13 protein-coding genes are annotated in these 16,121 nt (G+C 37.3%); 10 read left to right on the top strand and 3 right to left on the bottom strand.

The features are described from left to right. Positions 1–52: 52 nt before the first annotated feature. The 5 genes from ACFVSH_RS05075 to ACFVSH_RS05055 all read left to right on the top strand — a co-directional run bounded on the left by ACFVSH_RS05075 (position 53) and on the right by ACFVSH_RS05055 (position 7,404). A complete protein-coding gene (locus tag ACFVSH_RS05075) occupies positions 53–3,190 on the top strand; it encodes a pectate lyase-like adhesive domain-containing protein (RefSeq protein ID WP_387705124.1) in 3,138 nt (1,045 codons plus the stop codon). 166 nt (positions 3,191–3,356) lie between these two features. Then, positions 3,357–4,433, top strand: a complete 1,077-nt coding sequence (locus ACFVSH_RS05070; RefSeq protein ID WP_387604665.1) for a WxLIP family cell surface protein — start codon at positions 3,357–3,359, stop codon at positions 4,431–4,433. 124 nt (positions 4,434–4,557) lie between these two features. Next, positions 4,558–5,265, top strand: a complete 708-nt coding sequence (locus ACFVSH_RS05065; RefSeq protein ID WP_387705122.1) for a class A sortase — start codon at positions 4,558–4,560, stop codon at positions 5,263–5,265. A 644-nt stretch (positions 5,266–5,909) separates the two neighbouring features. Continuing rightward, the gene (locus ACFVSH_RS05060) at positions 5,910–6,497 is read left to right on the top strand and encodes a zinc-dependent metalloprotease family protein (protein ID WP_377400670.1); all 588 of its coding nucleotides are present in this window, start codon (positions 5,910–5,912) and stop codon (positions 6,495–6,497) included. A 97-nt stretch (positions 6,498–6,594) separates the two neighbouring features. Then, entirely contained in the window at positions 6,595–7,404 is an 810-nt protein-coding gene (locus ACFVSH_RS05055) for a hypothetical protein (protein ID WP_387604669.1), read from the top strand. A gap of 251 nt (positions 7,405–7,655) precedes the next feature. On the opposite strand, the gene ACFVSH_RS05050 is transcribed toward ACFVSH_RS05055, so the two are convergent. From ACFVSH_RS05050 to ACFVSH_RS05040, 3 genes are read right to left on the bottom strand one after another with little or no spacing between them, the layout of a single operon-like run. Next, a complete protein-coding gene (locus tag ACFVSH_RS05050) occupies positions 7,656–8,708 on the bottom strand; it encodes a sensor histidine kinase (protein WP_387604671.1) in 1,053 nt (350 codons plus the stop codon). Beyond that, on the bottom strand, positions 8,705–9,379 hold the full coding sequence (locus ACFVSH_RS05045) for a response regulator (RefSeq protein ID WP_377400661.1): 675 nt from the start codon (positions 9,377–9,379) through the stop codon (positions 8,705–8,707). Before ACFVSH_RS05045 ends, ACFVSH_RS05050 begins: the two co-directional genes overlap by 4 nt. A 23-nt stretch (positions 9,380–9,402) precedes the next feature. Next, entirely contained in the window at positions 9,403–11,148 is a 1,746-nt protein-coding gene (locus ACFVSH_RS05040) for an ABC transporter ATP-binding protein (RefSeq protein WP_387604673.1), read from the bottom strand. A 303-nt stretch (positions 11,149–11,451) separates the two neighbouring features. Between ACFVSH_RS05040 and ACFVSH_RS05035 the strand changes: the two genes are divergently transcribed. From ACFVSH_RS05035 to ACFVSH_RS05015, 5 genes are all read left to right on the top strand, one after another. After that, the gene (locus tag ACFVSH_RS05035; protein ID WP_387604675.1) at positions 11,452–12,156 is read left to right on the top strand and encodes a response regulator transcription factor; all 705 of its coding nucleotides are present in this window, start codon (positions 11,452–11,454) and stop codon (positions 12,154–12,156) included. Beyond that, positions 12,149–13,237, top strand: coding sequence for a HAMP domain-containing sensor histidine kinase (locus ACFVSH_RS05030; protein WP_387604677.1), 1,089 nt, complete (start codon positions 12,149–12,151; stop codon positions 13,235–13,237). Before ACFVSH_RS05035 ends, ACFVSH_RS05030 begins: the two co-directional genes overlap by 8 nt. 83 nt (positions 13,238–13,320) lie before the next feature. After that, positions 13,321–14,199, top strand: coding sequence for a M15 family metallopeptidase (locus tag ACFVSH_RS05025; RefSeq protein WP_377400649.1), 879 nt, complete (start codon positions 13,321–13,323; stop codon positions 14,197–14,199). Continuing rightward, complete coding sequence (locus ACFVSH_RS05020; RefSeq protein WP_387604679.1) at positions 14,196–14,699, top strand: VanZ family protein; 504 nt, start codon at positions 14,196–14,198, stop codon at positions 14,697–14,699. The genes ACFVSH_RS05025 and ACFVSH_RS05020 overlap by 4 nt, the downstream gene beginning before the upstream one ends. A 244-nt stretch (positions 14,700–14,943) precedes the next feature. After that, complete coding sequence (locus ACFVSH_RS05015; protein WP_387705120.1) at positions 14,944–16,113, top strand: ATP-grasp domain-containing protein; 1,170 nt, start codon at positions 14,944–14,946, stop codon at positions 16,111–16,113. Positions 16,114–16,121: the final 8 nt, after the last annotated feature.

The following is a 16,121-nucleotide window of genomic DNA, read 5'->3' as shown; positions in this document are numbered from 1 at the left end:
GGAAGATCATGAACAACACTTTTTCAATGGGAATAGAGGTGGAAACATAGGTATGAGAAAAGGACGTCTAACATATAAACGGAGATCCAGAAGGGCTTTAAAGGATTATTCATATATAGGGGTATGGGGCATCATATTGGTTATTATTCTGCAGCAAATGAATATAAATGGTTTTTTCAATCTTAAGTCCGCAGCCGCCGCAGCTACTGTAAGGCTATCATCGGAACAAAGTAATGTAAGTCTAGGTGACCAAATAAGGCTAGAAGTGAACTCGACCATAGAAGAAGCTGGAATTATTTCAGTAAAAGTTCCTGAAGGGTTGGCATATGACCAAGATGCTACAAAGCAATCATTACAAACTAATAGTAGTCCACCCATGGTGGATTATGAATCTGCTAAAAAAGAAGTCAATATAGCGTATAGTGAACAACAAATAGGTGAAAATGAAGTTCATTTATTCTTTCAGGCCCAAAATGCCGGGAATTTTGTGGTAGTTTCGACATCTGATGGGAACCAATCAAATGAGATCATCATAAATATAGAGGCCATAGAAAAGGATGTACCAGATATAGAGGGGGGAACGATAAAAGAAGATGAGGAAAAGGCTGATGATCAAGAAATAAAGGAAGAGCCTGAAGAATCCGGCCAAGTTGTGGGAGAAAATGAAAAAACAGATGGTGAAAATGTAGATGCTGATCAAGGGGATGCATCAATTGATCAGAGTGATCAAGAGAAGGAACAGGATAATGAAGCTATAGCCAAAGAGGAAGAAGATCTTCCAGAAGTGGATCCTTCCAATAGTGTTGAAGGCAATATTATGGCTGCTGCTTTATCCGCTGACGAAATAGACGTTGATAGTTGGGATACTTTTGTAGCTGCGGTGAAAAACACTTCCATATCTAAAATAATTTTAACTAAAGATATTGAAAATCCAAGTGCTTCTGGAGATACTCTAGGATTACGGACTTACCAGGTAACCAGAGATTTGGAGATTAACGGAAATGGACATAGGCTTTCCTTTGGAAACACATCCATTTATTTAGGGGATCCAACCAATGGTATGGGTAACTTCCATATGCACGATATCGTATTGGCACAATACTATGCAAGTGGATATTCAGAAGATATAGTCGGCTCAAGGCTTAATGCCTCTTACACAGGAAAATGGAAATACCGATTTGGAAATATTACTACAGAGCCCTCCGTACAAAGACTAGCTAGGGCTACATATGCCGAAGTAACGGTTTATGGAGAAATGAATATTGATACACGCGCCGAAAATTTCTATCTGGGTAGCTTCAAAATGGAAAATGGCACGAAGTACATCGGGAATGTGAATTATTATAATTTTTCGACATTTTATTACGAGTCCGCTGCAAGATCAGGCGATACTGGGGAATCCAGGGAATTTACAATCGGTGATGAAAGTATTGTTCAGCTAACTCAATCTCAAACAACAGGGACAACCTATCCCGCAGTCTATCTGTATTACAAAGATATAACGGTAGGGGAAAACGCTAAGCTAGATATCAACATGCCCGGAAATGCTGTTAGATTCAATTATGGAGATGGTTCATTTACTGTAAAAGGCGGTGCTTACGTTAATTTAACAAGCAAGCAAACTTCTGGATCTGTTGTTGAATATTATTCAAGCAATAATTCTTTCCATGTTGCTCCAGATGCGGAATTGTATGTTATTGGGAATAGTTCAATGCCATTAATTAATTTAGGGCCTCTTACCAGCCATAGGGGAAATAGCTTCACATTGGATAATCCGAAACAATATGATTTGCGGAATAGAGGAAATAATACCGCGGTTGGTTTGGGGGCAAATACCTCTGCAACAGGATATGCGAATACTTTTGAAATCAATGGATCCGATATCGATTTATGGAAAACCGGCAGTAACGTTTTGGGGCCATCCGACTTTTCATATGCGGCAGTCGAAAACTTTACTGCTACCGGCCGTCATTCTAGTACAGCCGGCCGTCAAACGGTAGTCTCCTCTGAACCGGCATTACAATCTGGGTTCAATACAACGTACTATAGGCGAATTGCGGGAGTGAATACAAAACCTATATTAGAGTTTGAACCAGTGACAGATGCTGATTTAACCATTAAGGCGAGGGTGAAAATCGGGGAAACACCTGATACTGATGGCCTGGATGAGTACGGTGTCGTTCGTTATATGGATGTATATGCTTCCGAGAATCAGGCCAGTGTTGATATCACTGATACACATGGTATAGTTCATCGGGATTTAAAAACGGATGCAAATGGCTATGTGCAGTATATGGATTCGATTTTTAATGTGGGCGGCCAAAAGATGTCTGGAGTAGCAACAAGAGGGCCTTGGTTACAAAATGGACAATCCGAAACGACAGTATTTGATGTAACCCCCCCAACACCGGCAGAGGTATCACTTCAAGAGATTGAAGAAGGAACATATCAGATAACTGGAACTGCTGATGAGGTGGGAGCAACTGTCCTTGTTGAAGTGGATGGGGATTCGTTAAAGGATGCTGAAGGGAATCTAATTAAAACGACAGTCGCGGAAAATGGAACATGGACCATTGATTTACCAACACCATTGGCTGTAGGCCAAACCGTACAAATATTACTGAATGATAATACCGGTGAAATTACAGGGTTATCCGATATTCCAATAACGAACAATAGTATGGGGAATGTAAACCCGACTGTATCTATTGAATACCATGATGCCATTTTTAAAGCAGGTCCTTTATTTACAGTGGCGGAATACTCAGGAAGTTTAACATTGCTTGCCCCTGACTCTTTATCATTTGGTAGTGATGTTCAAATATCTCCACAATCTAAACGCTATCAAATTGAATCGATGAATCAGAAACTTGGTGTACAGGATGATCGGAAACATAAATCCACTTGGAAGCTGAAAGCAGCCTTAGTGGATGAACTTTACAACTCTGCTTATGATAGTACGTTAACTCTGGTTTATTCAAATAATGGTAGTGACACAGTTCTTTCAAATACAGGATCGCTAATTTATGAACATCTTAGTACCGACGATGAACCACTATATATAAATGACTTATGGTACGGAGACACAAAAAATGGCTTGTTTGTCGAGGCGAAGGCTGGAGAAGCTAGAGTCGGGGAATATGAGGCAAAGATCAAATGGTCATTGGAAGATACTCCAGCAAATGAATGAAAATGGATGAAGATAGTCAAAGAACCTTATCAAATTAACCTACTTGATATTTTAATAATACTGCTAACAGATGCCCCTGCAAATGGTGTTACAAGTTGGTGTTTGTATAATAAATGAAGAGATACATTGTAAAGTAAGCCGCGCATCAACTTGGAGGTGCTGTCATATGAAAAAGAATTCCATTTTCATTTTATTACTAGTAAGTTGCCTATCCATCATTTTCACTTTTTCTATCCTTAAGGCTTCGGCTGCGGAATTCAATTTTGCCGTGGAGACAGTCATTCCAAAAAATCAAGTGGATAAAAAAAAGACATATTTTGATTTGATGATGAAGCCAGGACAAAAACAAGTACTGGAAATCAACTTGCGTAATGATACAGAGAATGATGTTAACATAAACCCGCTTATCCATAGTGCAACGACAAACCTTAATGGTGTAGTTGAATATGGAGAGAATGATATAGAATCGGATTCGACTTTGCTGTACAAGATGGAAGACATAGTGAAGACGGAAGAGGAAATTATCATTCCAGCTAAAGGAAACTACAAAGTAAAAATGGATGTAGTGATGCCAAAAGAAGATTTAGATGGTGTATTAGCTGGTGGCATAATCCTTCAGGAGAAAACTGAAGGTACTGGTGATAAACAAAAAGAGAATGAGAATAATAAAGGTTTGTCCATTGAAAACGAGTTTGCCTATGTCGTCGCCATTTTATTAAGGGAAAATGAAAATGAAGTCAAACCGGAAATTCAATTGAATGACGTGTTTCCAGATCAAATAAATGCAAGAAACGTAATCAATGCTAATATCCAAAATATCATGCCCATGTATATGAATCAAATGACCGTGAAAGCGAAAGTGACCAAAAAGGGAGATAGCCAAGTCATGTACGAGTCTAATAAAGAGGGCATGCAGATGGCCCCAAACTCTAATTTTGATTATCCGATCTCACTGCATGGTGAAAGGCTTGAGGCAGGTGAATATACATTGGAAATGACCGCTGCCTCCATGGGAGAAGAATGGCATTGGAAGCGTAATTTTAAGATTGATGGGGGTCTAGCAAAGAAGCTTAATGATAGTGATGTGTCCATTCAAAAGGATTATACGTGGCTTTATGTAATAATAGGGGGCATCGTCATATTATTAGCCTTAATATTATGTGTTATTTTTATGCGAAGAAAGAAAAAAGAGAATGATGAGAATGAAGAACAAATAGCCAATAAATCGAATGATGTTATATGATTCCATATTTGAGATGCTAAAAAAAAAGAAAGTTATAATATGTGATGTTTTAACAACCATTTCATTCTTTTTTCTTTTATTAATAGGATTTTTGTTGGTTCTATCCCCTTGGGTACAAGAAGCGATGATCAAAAAGGAAATCACAAAATACAATATAGCTAGTTTTTCTGAAGAGGAAATCCAAGATAATGTTGATAATAAAAAGCCTTTTCCTGAGAATGCGAGTATAGAAGCTCCCGATTTTCTAAAGGTATTAGCGAATATTTCTTCAGTGAAACGAGAAGACGTGATAGGTGCAATAGTAATTGAGGGTGATACAGTATCTTTACCGATCTTACATGGTACGAATACACAAAATTTACTTGTAGGTGCCACGACAGTTACAAACGGTCAAGTAATGGGTAAAGGAAATTATGTGCTGGCTGGGCATCATATGAGAGATGACCGCCTGTTGTTTGGGCCTTTATTAAAGATTGAAAAAGGCGCATATATCCATATATCGGATAAACGGAAAATATTCACCTATAAAGTGAAAGAAAAGAAGATTGTCCATGAGACGGACGTTAGTGTTCTTGCAGATACACGAAGTCCTGAACTTACTCTGATCACTTGTGATGTTACGGGGATCGATACGGACAAACGTGTCATCGTTAAAGCGGAATTAGTAGATACGAATGATAATTCCAATCAGGCTGAATTCAAGGGAAAGTATGGATACGGAATGGGTACAGAGCAAACTTTGCATTCAAATGTTACTTATTTCCTTTGGGTTTTATTAGTGGTAGGCTTACCGTGTGTCCTGATGTTCATCATATTCATCATAAAGAGATGAAAAGATGGAGGCAGCCACTTTTTTGTGGCAGTTACGTTTACCAGCCGCATCTGCAATGCATCACAGTTTTGTCAGTTATTAATCAAAATTAAACAATTTTAAAGAGCCTTACTGCGTGCCAATTGTAGCAAGGCTCTAACTATTTTAGATAAAAATCAAACAATTTTATTATATCGGTTCTATCTATTGCAATAATCAACGGTGTCTAAAAAAAGTTATCAATTTGAGTATACTTACAATGGTTGCCATACAGACATTGATTATCGATATTACTGTAAATTAAATTGGCGTGTAAAATCTCGTATGTATCGATATGAGATCACTTATTTCCCAAACGGGAAAAATTATCAGAAAAATCCAAAAACTAAGCAGAAAGCAATATGGTTCAGGAAAAACAATTTGAAATTGATGAGCTGATGTAAACTTATTAGCTACTTAGTCTTGGCATTACACCCTTTATTGTGCCCCACCCCAACTATTGACAAAGAGACGAAAAATAACAGTCTACTAAAAATAAGTGTGTCTTAGAAATAATGAAGGAAATTATCTAATCTTGCCCGCATAGGCATGGTGATATCTAACTTTATATTTGTATAAGTAAAACGAAAAAATATTCAATCATTTTTAAAAGAGGAGAGGATAGTGTGAAAAACGTTGTAAAGAACACTTTATTATTCAGTATTATTCTAGTTTTTTTAATTCCAGCTAGCGCTAATGCTTATACGACATTCAGTGGTCATAAGATGTCATCAGGTATTGGAAATTACGGTAAGAGCACTAAATTTTATTACGTTGACTCTAGTGCTAGTGGGCTAACCACCAAAATTAATAATGCATTTGATAGATGGATATATTCTTCTAAATATGCTGGTATATTGACGCCAACTTCATACAGAAAAACAACGGTTAAGTCTTCAAGTACCATAGATATATATCAGGTTACATCTTTTAAAGAAGCTGGTGTTTATGGAAAAAATTATTCGTATGTCAACTCAACAAATATAAATCCACAGAAACAAAACTGGTATTGGTCAAAGATTGAAATATCTAAACAAATGATAAATAATTATCCGCAATATTTACAAACAACCATAAGTCATGAAATAGGTCATGCTTTTGGATTGAATCATACAAGTAAGCAATTGATGGATGCAGGTGTCAATAAAGCTTATGATTTAGGTATTCAATATCCAAGAAAAGATGAATATAACGGTATAAACTACTTATATTAATCGGAAAGGTCATCAATTAAGAAATCAATTCGATCTACAAATAAAGTAGTGATAAAATATTTTTTTATATTTGTGAAGATGAGGGGTGAGTTTTTAAATGAAAGTAATAAAGTTAATGATTTCTAGTGTATTTATTTTAAGCTTATTGGTAGGTTGCAGTAATTCAACTAGAGAAGCTGAAAAAAAGAGTACAGAAGATACCAGTGCTCTGAATTCTTCTGTAGAGAATAACGCTGAAAGAAATCAAACTAATGATGAGCTAGAGAGCTATAGTGGTGTTTCATATGAAGGGGCGACTATTGTCGAAGAATCTTTAGCATTTGCAGTTTCATATGAGGATACTGAACAGTTGCTTACTGTCAGTGATATAGCTGTTGAAGGCGTTGTCACCGCAACTGAGAACTATGTATATTATATGGAGGAAGTAGGATACGGAACTCCATTTACAAAAGTTACCTTAAAAGTAAATAAAGTCATAAAAGGCGATGAAAGCTTAGTAGGGAAGGAGATATTGTTATTAGAAGATGGAGGGTTAATTACCGCTAGGGAACAAGGAATGGCAGACAAATTTCCGGATGCGACAGAAGAGCAGCTTGATGAAGTATGTTTTCTTATTCCAGATGGACATAAGCCATCAATTCCTGGTGATGAAATAGTAGCGTTCTTGTCAAATAATATTGGAGAAGAAATTCAAACAGGTTTTGATTACTATTATTTTATTGGAACGTATAAGTCTAAGTTCATATATAATAAAGATACTGAAAATTATGAAAGACCGTCTGAAGATTTCGAAGAATTGGTGGAAGAAGCAGGAACAAAAGAGGAAATAAGTAATATTGAAGAAGAGATACAAATAGAAGAAGCCATTAATAGTCAGGTAACGGAACTTATAGAAGAAATGGAATGAAATATGCAATCATTTTGCAACCAATACATATAAAACCATATGGTAGTAATTCAACTGAAAAACCTTAAAAGTGGTTCTATACTATTGGGGTAAGGGTACAATTTGAAGGCAAAAAAATACACGTAACAGATATTTACCAGCCGCATCTGCAATGCATCACAGTTTTGTCAGTTATTAATCAAAATTAAACAATTTTAAAGAGCCTTACTGCGTGCCAATTGCAGCAAGGCTCTAACTATTTCAGATAAAAATCAAACAATTTTATTATATCTATACATAGGAAGCAGTATCGTAAAAGTCGTTCCCTTTTCGAGTCCACTTTTCACGGATATGGTCCCCTCATGCATCTCAATAATCTTTTTCACGATGGATAGTCCTAAACCGCTCCCGCTTTTTGAGCGTTCCCTTGCCAGGTCGGCTTTATAGAATCGCTCAAATATATGAAACTGGTCCGCTTCGGAAATGCCAATGCCATTGTCGGATATCGTTATGGATGCCAGGTCATCAATCTGTTGTAATCGGATCGTGATTTTTCCACGATGGCGGGTGAATTTGATGCTATTGTGTATTAAATTTGTCCATACCTGGCTCATTAAATCCTGGTCTGCAAAAATTCGAATCTTTTCTAAAGATATATCCAATTCGAGTTCTTTTTCCATCCAAGACGGTTCACAAGCCAAAATAATCGTACGTATTTGCTGATCCAGCCGGAAATCTGTCCTTTCAAAAGGATGGTGCGCGGATTCCAGGGATGTAAGCTTTAGAAGGTTATCACTTAATTTAGATAATCTCCTGCTCTCTGTCTCAATTATATGAAGATAATGATTTCGTTCTTCGATTGTCAGCTTATTATATTGAAGAGCTTGGGCAAATCCTACAATGGAGGTTAGGGGCGACTGTATTTCGTGTGAGACGTTAGAGATGAATTCCTGTCGCATCTCTTCCATTTGCTTCAATTGCTTGGCCATGTGATTGAAGTGGTTAATGATATCGGTCATTTCATTTTTCTTGTCCATTTTAAAATCCAATTGTACATTATAATCGCCATTTGCTATTTTCCTTAAGGCATCTATGATCTCGAGGTAAATATTTACCCGTTTTTTGTGATGGATGACCTGGATAAGAAAACCAATGAATATCATGATTGCGATGCTTGTCATGATTGTGGCCAGATACCGAACATAATCGGTTAACCTTAATGGCAATAGTTGAATGATATAGTAACCAGTCGAAAAGCAAATTGAAATAAACGTAAGAAAAAACAGTATGCCAAGTGTTCGTTTGAAAAATCGATCGCTTCTCATCTCGTTATCTCCAAACGGTAACCCAATCCCCAAATCGTTTTAATGCGGAAGGGGAAATCTGATTCTGGAAACCGTTCTCTCACTCTTTTAATATGGACATCGACAGTTCGTTCATCACCTTCATAATCATAACCCCAAATGTCTTCAATAAGGTTTTCCCTGGAGAATGTTTTTCCAGGATAGCTTGCTAATTTAAACAACAATTCGAATTCTTTTAATGGAATCGTATATTCCTGGTCTTTGAATGACAGTTCATGTGTGTTGCGATTCATCTTTAATTCGCCGATATTTAATGTTTGTGAAATAGTGATTTTATACCGCTTTAATAATGCCCTTATTCTAAGCACCAATTCGATCGGTTCAAATGGTTTTACAAGATAATCATCTGCCCCAAGACCGAATCCTTTTACTTTTTGTGTTGTTTCCCCTTTTGCAGTCAGCATTAAAATGGGGATATCACTAAATTCCCTTAACTCTTTGCATAATTGCCATCCATCCATGTTAGGCATCATAATATCGATGACTGCCAAATCGATTTTTACCTTCTCCATTAATGCCAATGCTTGCAGGCCATCTGCGGCTTCATAGAGATCAAATCCTTCTTTTCTTAACAACAGGTTTATTAGTTCCCGAATATGTGCATCATCATCGACTATTAATATTCTTGTCATCCTTCTTCGTTCCTTTCGGTGAATTAGGCCAGTTCAAGTTTGTTTAACTGCTGCTCAGCAAATTCACGATATAAGGAATGCGTATTATATAGTTCTTTATGTGTACCGCTGCCTGTTATTTTCCCTTTTTCCAGGAAGATTATTTGATCTGAACCGATAACGGTCGATAGTCGGTGAGCAATAACTATTGTTGTTCTGCCTTTCATTAAATCATTTAACGCCTGTTGTACAACATTTTCCGATTTGCTGTCAAGGCTGGAGGTGGCTTCATCAAGCATTAAAATTTTGGGGTTTCTTAAAAATGCTCGCGCTATTGCAATTCTTTGCCTTTGACCGCCTGATAATTTCATGCCTCTTTCACCAACCTCTGTATCAAATCCGTTGGGAAGCTCAGAAATAAACTGATCTGCATACGCCATTTTAGCTACTTGATTTAATTCCTCATCTGTTATATCCCGATACATTCCATAACAAATATTATCTCGAATGGTTCCTGAAACAATTGGACTTTCTTGTGAAACATACCCAATCTGGCTTCTCCATGAAAGGAGTGTGAAATCATTTATGGATTTCCCGCCTATGGAAATGGAGCCTTGCTGTGGTTTATAGAAACGCTCGAATAATGAGAAAAGCGTGGTTTTTCCGCTGCCGCTTGGCCCGACAATTGCCGTGACCTTTCCGGCTTCAACGTTAAAGCTTATATCTTTTAGTACCTGTTCTCCATTATTATAACTATAGTTCAGGTTCTCCACGCTGATTGATTGACTTATATTTTGAACTGGCTGCAACGCATCTTCTTCCTCCACGGCATCCAGAATGGAAATGATGCGCTCTGTTGCACCCGTTGCTTTTTGGAATTGTGTAAAGAAACTGGCTAATTGAGCCATTGGCATGATTATTTGGAAAAGATACATAATGAATGCCACTAAAGCTCCAGCTGTCAGGGCTCCTGAAGAAACACGCATTCCCCCATAACCTAAAATCAGTACGAGTAAAGCCATCATGACAAAACTCATTAGCGGCGCAATCAACGCTTGGATCTTTGCTTCTTTTAATCCAAATTGAAATAATTTGTTGATTCCTTTTTTTCCATTTTGATATTCAAATGTTTCTGCATTCGATGCTTTAACAAGACGGACTTCCGTTAGCACCTGCTGAAGGACTGCGGTGAAGCTTGCTGTTTCGTCCTGCATCCCTTTTGAAATTTTATGCATTTTTTTCCCTAGGGGCATTAATATCAAAACAGAGAGTGGGATGGCAATGAACATCAACAATGTCATTTTCCAATCCAGTACAAATAACACGATCATGGAGCCAACGATGGAAATGATTCCTGTAACGAAATTAGAGAGGTGTTCAGAGATTAATCCCTTCACTACAGTTGTATCGTTTGTCATTCGGCTGACCGTTTCGCCTGACTGATGTTCATCAAAATAACTCACGGGTAATACGAGTAATTTTTTCCATAGTTGATCGCGGATACCCGCCACTACAGATTGACCGATCCGATTTAATAAATAGATGGAAAATCCACTGGCCAATGCTTGAACAATGATGGCAAGAAGGAGAAGGGTGATCCGTTCAGTGTTTAGTGAGCTGATCGAAAAATCATTAATTAGATTTTTTGTGAATAAAGGGACTAATAAACCTACACCCGTTGTACCTAGGCTTAACGCCAATGCAATCCCTATCATTAGTTTGGAAGGCTTCGTTTGTTGAACTAACCGAATGAACTGGCGCCATCCTTTTTGGTTTTTTTCTTCTGACATATGAAATACATCCTTTCTTGATCTTCATAGGGCAAGTATATAAAGAAGGTATGAATTGAATATGAACTAGTCTAGTTATTCCACGAAAAATCCGGCGAACCTTTTTCTTTCAATACTACCGTCACTGTTGCTGAATGAAAAGTTTTAAAAATATGAAAATGTTAAAGCTGATCAATAGTGTGTGGCTTTTTCTTATTAAGATCAATAAAAAAATTGGCCTGGAATATTGAGGTGTTTGGAAAATCGGAATGGAATGGAGTACAATTATAGTAATGGGAATATGTAAAAGGGAGTAAGATACAGATGAAGCGGATTACCGTATTGATAGCTGATGATGAGGTGGAAATTGCCGACCTGGTCGCTTTGCATTTGGAGAAAGAGGGATATAACTATATAAAGGTATCGGATGGGAAAGAGGCCATTCGTGTTATTCAAAATCAAAAGATAGATTTGGCCATCTTGGATATCATGATGCCGGAGCTGAATGGCTATGAAGTTACCCGACAGATCAGAGAGCATTATCAAATGCCTATCATTTTTCTGAGTGCAAAAAGTTCCGACCTGGATAAAATCTCTGGATTGGTGATGGGGGCGGACGATTATATGACCAAGCCATTCAACCCAATGGAATTGGTCGCACGTGTGAATGCACAATTGCGACGGGCTATGCAGTTGAATCAAGCCGTAAACGAATATGAATCTAGCTTGGAAGCCGGCGGTTTGACCATTTATCCTGATCAGCGCAAAGTGATACTATATGATGAAGCCATCGAGCTAACACCGAAGGAATTCGATATTTTGGTTCTCTTAGCCGGTCATTCCCAAAAAGTATTTAGTGCGGAAAGTATTTTTCACAATGTATGGGGCGAAGCGTATTATGAAATTGGCAACAATACTGTCATGGTACATATTCGTACGCTAAGGAAAAAGCTAGGCGAGGATAAAAATAAAAACAAAAACAAGTTCATTACGACTGTGTGGGGAGTGGGATATAAATTCAATGGCTGACAAGTTACGAAGCTTCAGGGCTAAAATGATAATATTACTTGCATTGAGCATGTTGATAGCGGGAACCATTACCTACCTTATATATAAAGGCCTTCAATTTTATTATCATACGAATGTAAAGCTTGAAGATCCGTTGGTCCGTTTGCGTGTCATCATGAATTACTATGGAGATCTAAACTTCTTTTTAATCATTTTTATCCCACTTTCGATACTATTCTTCTTTTTCCTTACAAAACCTTATGCGACATACTTTAATAAGATTTCCAATGGAATCAATGATCTCGCAAATGGTGACTTTAAAAGCAGAGTCGACATCCTATCAAAAGATGAATTCCAGGATATAGCGGAAGATATTAACCGGGCAAGTGAGAAATTACAAGAAGCCGTAGAAAGAGGCGATTTTGCAGAAAGCAGTAAGGATCAATTGGTTCTGAACTTGGCCCATGATTTACGTACCCCTCTAACATCCGTTTTGGGATATTTGGACTTTATCCTTCGAGAAGAAGATTTACCTGAAGAACGAATCAGGCATTTTACGAAGATTGCTTACACGAAATCCCAGCGTTTAGAGAAACTTATTGATGAACTTTTTGAAATAACCAGAATGAACTATGGCATGCTTCCATTAGAGAAAAAATCCCTCAACTTAAGTGAATTGCTCATTCAATTAAGTGAAGAACTATATCCACTCTTCGAAAAAAACCACTTGAGTGCAAGATTGACTCTTCCATCGCATTTAGATATTTCAGGTGATGGCGACCTATTGGCTCGTGTATTCGAAAACTTATTGACCAATGCCGTACGTTATGGAAACGATGGACAGTTCGTGGATATCCTTGGTTTCACTGATAAAGGGGAGGTTGTTGTACAAGTTATCAACTATGGAACTTGTATACCTGAGGAAGAACTACCTTATGTTTTTGATATGTTCTACACAAATGATAAGGCGCGGTCCCATAAAGATGGAAGCACGGGTCTCGGTTTATTCATCGTAAAAAATATTGTCGAACAGCATAATGGAACGATATCCGTTAAAAGCGATTCTATACAGACTCTATTTGAAGTGCGATTACCGCAGTGATTTAAGAAAAATTTTATAATTTCCCCACTATTTTTTTAAACTATTTTTCCTAACCTATAGAAAGAAGGTAAGGAGGACTGTTCATGAAGAAGTGGGTTGTTTTGTTTGTTTTATTTTTGCTGCTGGCACGTGAAGTAAGCCAATATAAATCGGACGGTGATTTTCAAAATATTGATGAAAGACATGGTCTAAGGGTCCCGAAGGAGAATGTAACGTTAGAAATAGCTAAGGATCAGGTTTACCAAGGGAATTTGTTATTGGTCAATAAGGAGCATCCTGTACATCGGGGAGGGATCAAATCTGATGTGGTTAATCTATTTCAACACAAAGAACTAATAGAGGGATATGGTCTGTTGGACGAAAGGATTCGCCTGTCACAGGGTGTGGCAGAGAAATTCTTGGAAATGGTTCGTGCGGCTGAAAAAGATAATGTCCGTCATTTCATTATTAGCAGTGGATATCGCGATGAAGAGGAGCAAAGTCAACTCTATCAAGAAAAGGGGTCTGCATATGCTTTACCAGCTGGCCATAGTGAGCACAACTTAGGGTTATCACTTGATATAGGCTCCACCTTATCAGGGATGAATGAAGCCCCGGAAGGAAAGTGGTTACAAAAGAATGCCTGGAAATATGGATTTATTCTACGTTATCCAGAAGATAAAAAAGATATCACAGGTATTGAATATGAGCCATGGCATTTCCGCTATGTTGGTATTCCCCATAGTAGAATCATGCAGAAAAAGAATTTTACTTTGGAAGAATACCTTACTTATATAAAAGAGAAAAAGAAGGTTGGGGAAACAATAGCGGGAGTGGAATATGAAGTCTCTTATTATCCTGTATCTTCTAAAAAGAAAGTTGAGATGCAAGCCAACGCGTATGAAATATCTGGAGATAATATGGGGGGAGTCATCGTGACTGCTTTTTCTTCTATACATGCACATATTGGGCAAGAAAAATGAAGAAAATAATAATACAGGATATCATTATTCCAGCATTGTTTGCTAGCTATATCTTTTTGCTAAGCAAGGTCATTTTATTTAAGTTTGGCCATATTGATATAACTTTTCTTCTAGAACAACTTCAAAGTAATCTACAAAACCCAACAAATATGAAGAATAGATTATTATTGTTCGGTAATTTCATACCGTTTAATGAAATAGTGAATACTGTCCAAAATAGGACAAATCACAATATATTCAATTTGCTTGGAAACATCGCATTATTCATTCCTATTGGTATATTTCTACCTCTCTTTATTGGAAAGGGATATATAAATCTAAAGAGGGTATGCTGTATTTCCTTTATAGTAAGTCTTTGTTTCGAAATCTCTCAGGCAGTCTTTAATATCGGCATCTTTGATGTGGATGATCTTCTATTAAATACGTTTGGCGGAATGCTAGGTTATGCCCTATTCAAGTTCTTCGGCATCAAATCGAAAAACCATCAAGTATTATTGTAGATGTTCAAGAATGAAAGGAGTTTTTTCAACATGAACATAGGAAAAGGGAGAGCCCGGGGCTAGATCTGGGCTTTTTCCATGTCTTAAAGAATTTTCAGCTTAGGTAGAATGGGTGAAAAGATATATTGATATCTTGCTTTTTAATGCATTTCTTAATAATAAATACCTATATAAGCTAAATACTTACCGCTTTTAACCGATTAAATATGGAGATACAAAAAACAGTATAAGTTAGGTGGAAAAAATGATTATTCTGAATGAGTCCATTGTGTCGCCAATTCTTCTAAAGGTGTTGGAGGAACAGCAAATTCCAGTGCTGGAACAGGGGCAATGGGGAGACACATTAACATCAGAAAAGCTAAACATTCAAAAGGATACAGAATTTTTCATGTCCATGGAAAAGGACAAAAGAATTCTTACAAATTCTGAAAATGGCATAACATTATTAGGTCATTTTCAACCGAATAGCAATGAGTACATTTGGTCAAAGTTATTGAAGGATAAGAGTCAGGTGCGAAATTTGACGAAATCTTTATATCCTGATTTCTATTTCCAAGATATTGATTCATCCATAATAAGTGACCTGGATAAAAATCAAATACCGTTTCCGGTAGTTATTAAACCCAATATTGGCTATTCGAGTGTAGGGGTCCACAAAGTCAAGAATGAGCAGGATTGGGATATAGCCGTGAATCAGCTTAAAGCGGATTTACTTCATTCGGATGGATTATATGATTCAGAAGTGGTCGGTTCCCAGACCGTTTTAATAGAAGAGTGGATTCAGGGTGAAGAGTATGCCATTGATGGCTATTACAATCAAGATGGTGAACCGGTCATTTTGAATGTCTTCAAACGATTATTCAAGGATGATTACGATACTTCCGATCGAATTTATTATACTTCGAAGTTGGCCATTAACGAAATCTATCATGATGCACTAAAGTTCATGAAGAATATTCAAACGGTCCTTCCACTTAGGAATTACCCTGTACACTTTGAAATTCGCAAAAAGGAAAACCGGGTGATACCCATTGAAATCAATCCCCTGCGTTTTGCTGGGGCGGGTACAACGGATCTAGGTTACCATGCCTATGGAATGAATATGTATGAACACTATTTTTCAGGAACGAAACCCGATTGGAATCGGATATTGGAAGAGATGGACGATCATATATATAGCTTTTTCTTTGCAGAGGTACCACTGGAAATAAATCCGGAAGATGTTTCATGTATGGATCATGATGGACTCCGTCATGAATTCGAACATGTTATGGAATATAGGCAGCTTCCTTTTCAAAATGACCGGAGCATGGCAATCATCTTTTATAGAAGTGAGGATCTGAATGAAAATCTCCAATTGCTCCATTTGGACTTAATACCATATTTGACTATAAAACACCTGGTTTTCATCTAAGGGGGCAT

Origin of the sequence: Peribacillus sp. NPDC058002 (genome assembly GCF_042886655.1) — a bacterium.
Classification (GTDB): Bacteria; Bacillota; Bacilli; order Bacillales; family DSM-1321; genus Peribacillus; species Peribacillus aracenensis.
Note: the sequence above shows the minus strand (reverse complement) of the source record. Positions and strands in the feature narration are given on the sequence as shown.

Coding starts and splice junctions, on each gene's coding strand:
- ACFVSH_RS05075 (WP_387705124.1), top strand. CDS start 53: ATGAGAAAAGGACGTCTAACATATAAACGGAGATCCAGAAGGGCTTTA.
- ACFVSH_RS05070 (WP_387604665.1), top strand. CDS start 3,357: ATGAAAAAGAATTCCATTTTCATTTTATTACTAGTAAGTTGCCTATCC.
- ACFVSH_RS05065 (WP_387705122.1), top strand. CDS start 4,558: ATGATCAAAAAGGAAATCACAAAATACAATATAGCTAGTTTTTCTGAA.
- ACFVSH_RS05055 (WP_387604669.1), top strand. CDS start 6,595: ATGAAAGTAATAAAGTTAATGATTTCTAGTGTATTTATTTTAAGCTTA.
- ACFVSH_RS05050 (WP_387604671.1), bottom strand. CDS start 8,708: ATGAGAAGCGATCGATTTTTCAAACGAACACTTGGCATACTGTTTTTT.
- ACFVSH_RS05045 (WP_377400661.1), bottom strand. CDS start 9,379: ATGACAAGAATATTAATAGTCGATGATGATGCACATATTCGGGAACTA.
- ACFVSH_RS05040 (WP_387604673.1), bottom strand. CDS start 11,148: ATGTCAGAAGAAAAAAACCAAAAAGGATGGCGCCAGTTCATTCGGTTA.
- ACFVSH_RS05035 (WP_387604675.1), top strand. CDS start 11,452: ATGAAGCGGATTACCGTATTGATAGCTGATGATGAGGTGGAAATTGCC.
- ACFVSH_RS05030 (WP_387604677.1), top strand. CDS start 12,149: ATGGCTGACAAGTTACGAAGCTTCAGGGCTAAAATGATAATATTACTT.
- ACFVSH_RS05025 (WP_377400649.1), top strand. CDS start 13,321: ATGAAGAAGTGGGTTGTTTTGTTTGTTTTATTTTTGCTGCTGGCACGT.
- ACFVSH_RS05020 (WP_387604679.1), top strand. CDS start 14,196: ATGAAGAAAATAATAATACAGGATATCATTATTCCAGCATTGTTTGCT.
- ACFVSH_RS05015 (WP_387705120.1), top strand. CDS start 14,944: ATGATTATTCTGAATGAGTCCATTGTGTCGCCAATTCTTCTAAAGGTG.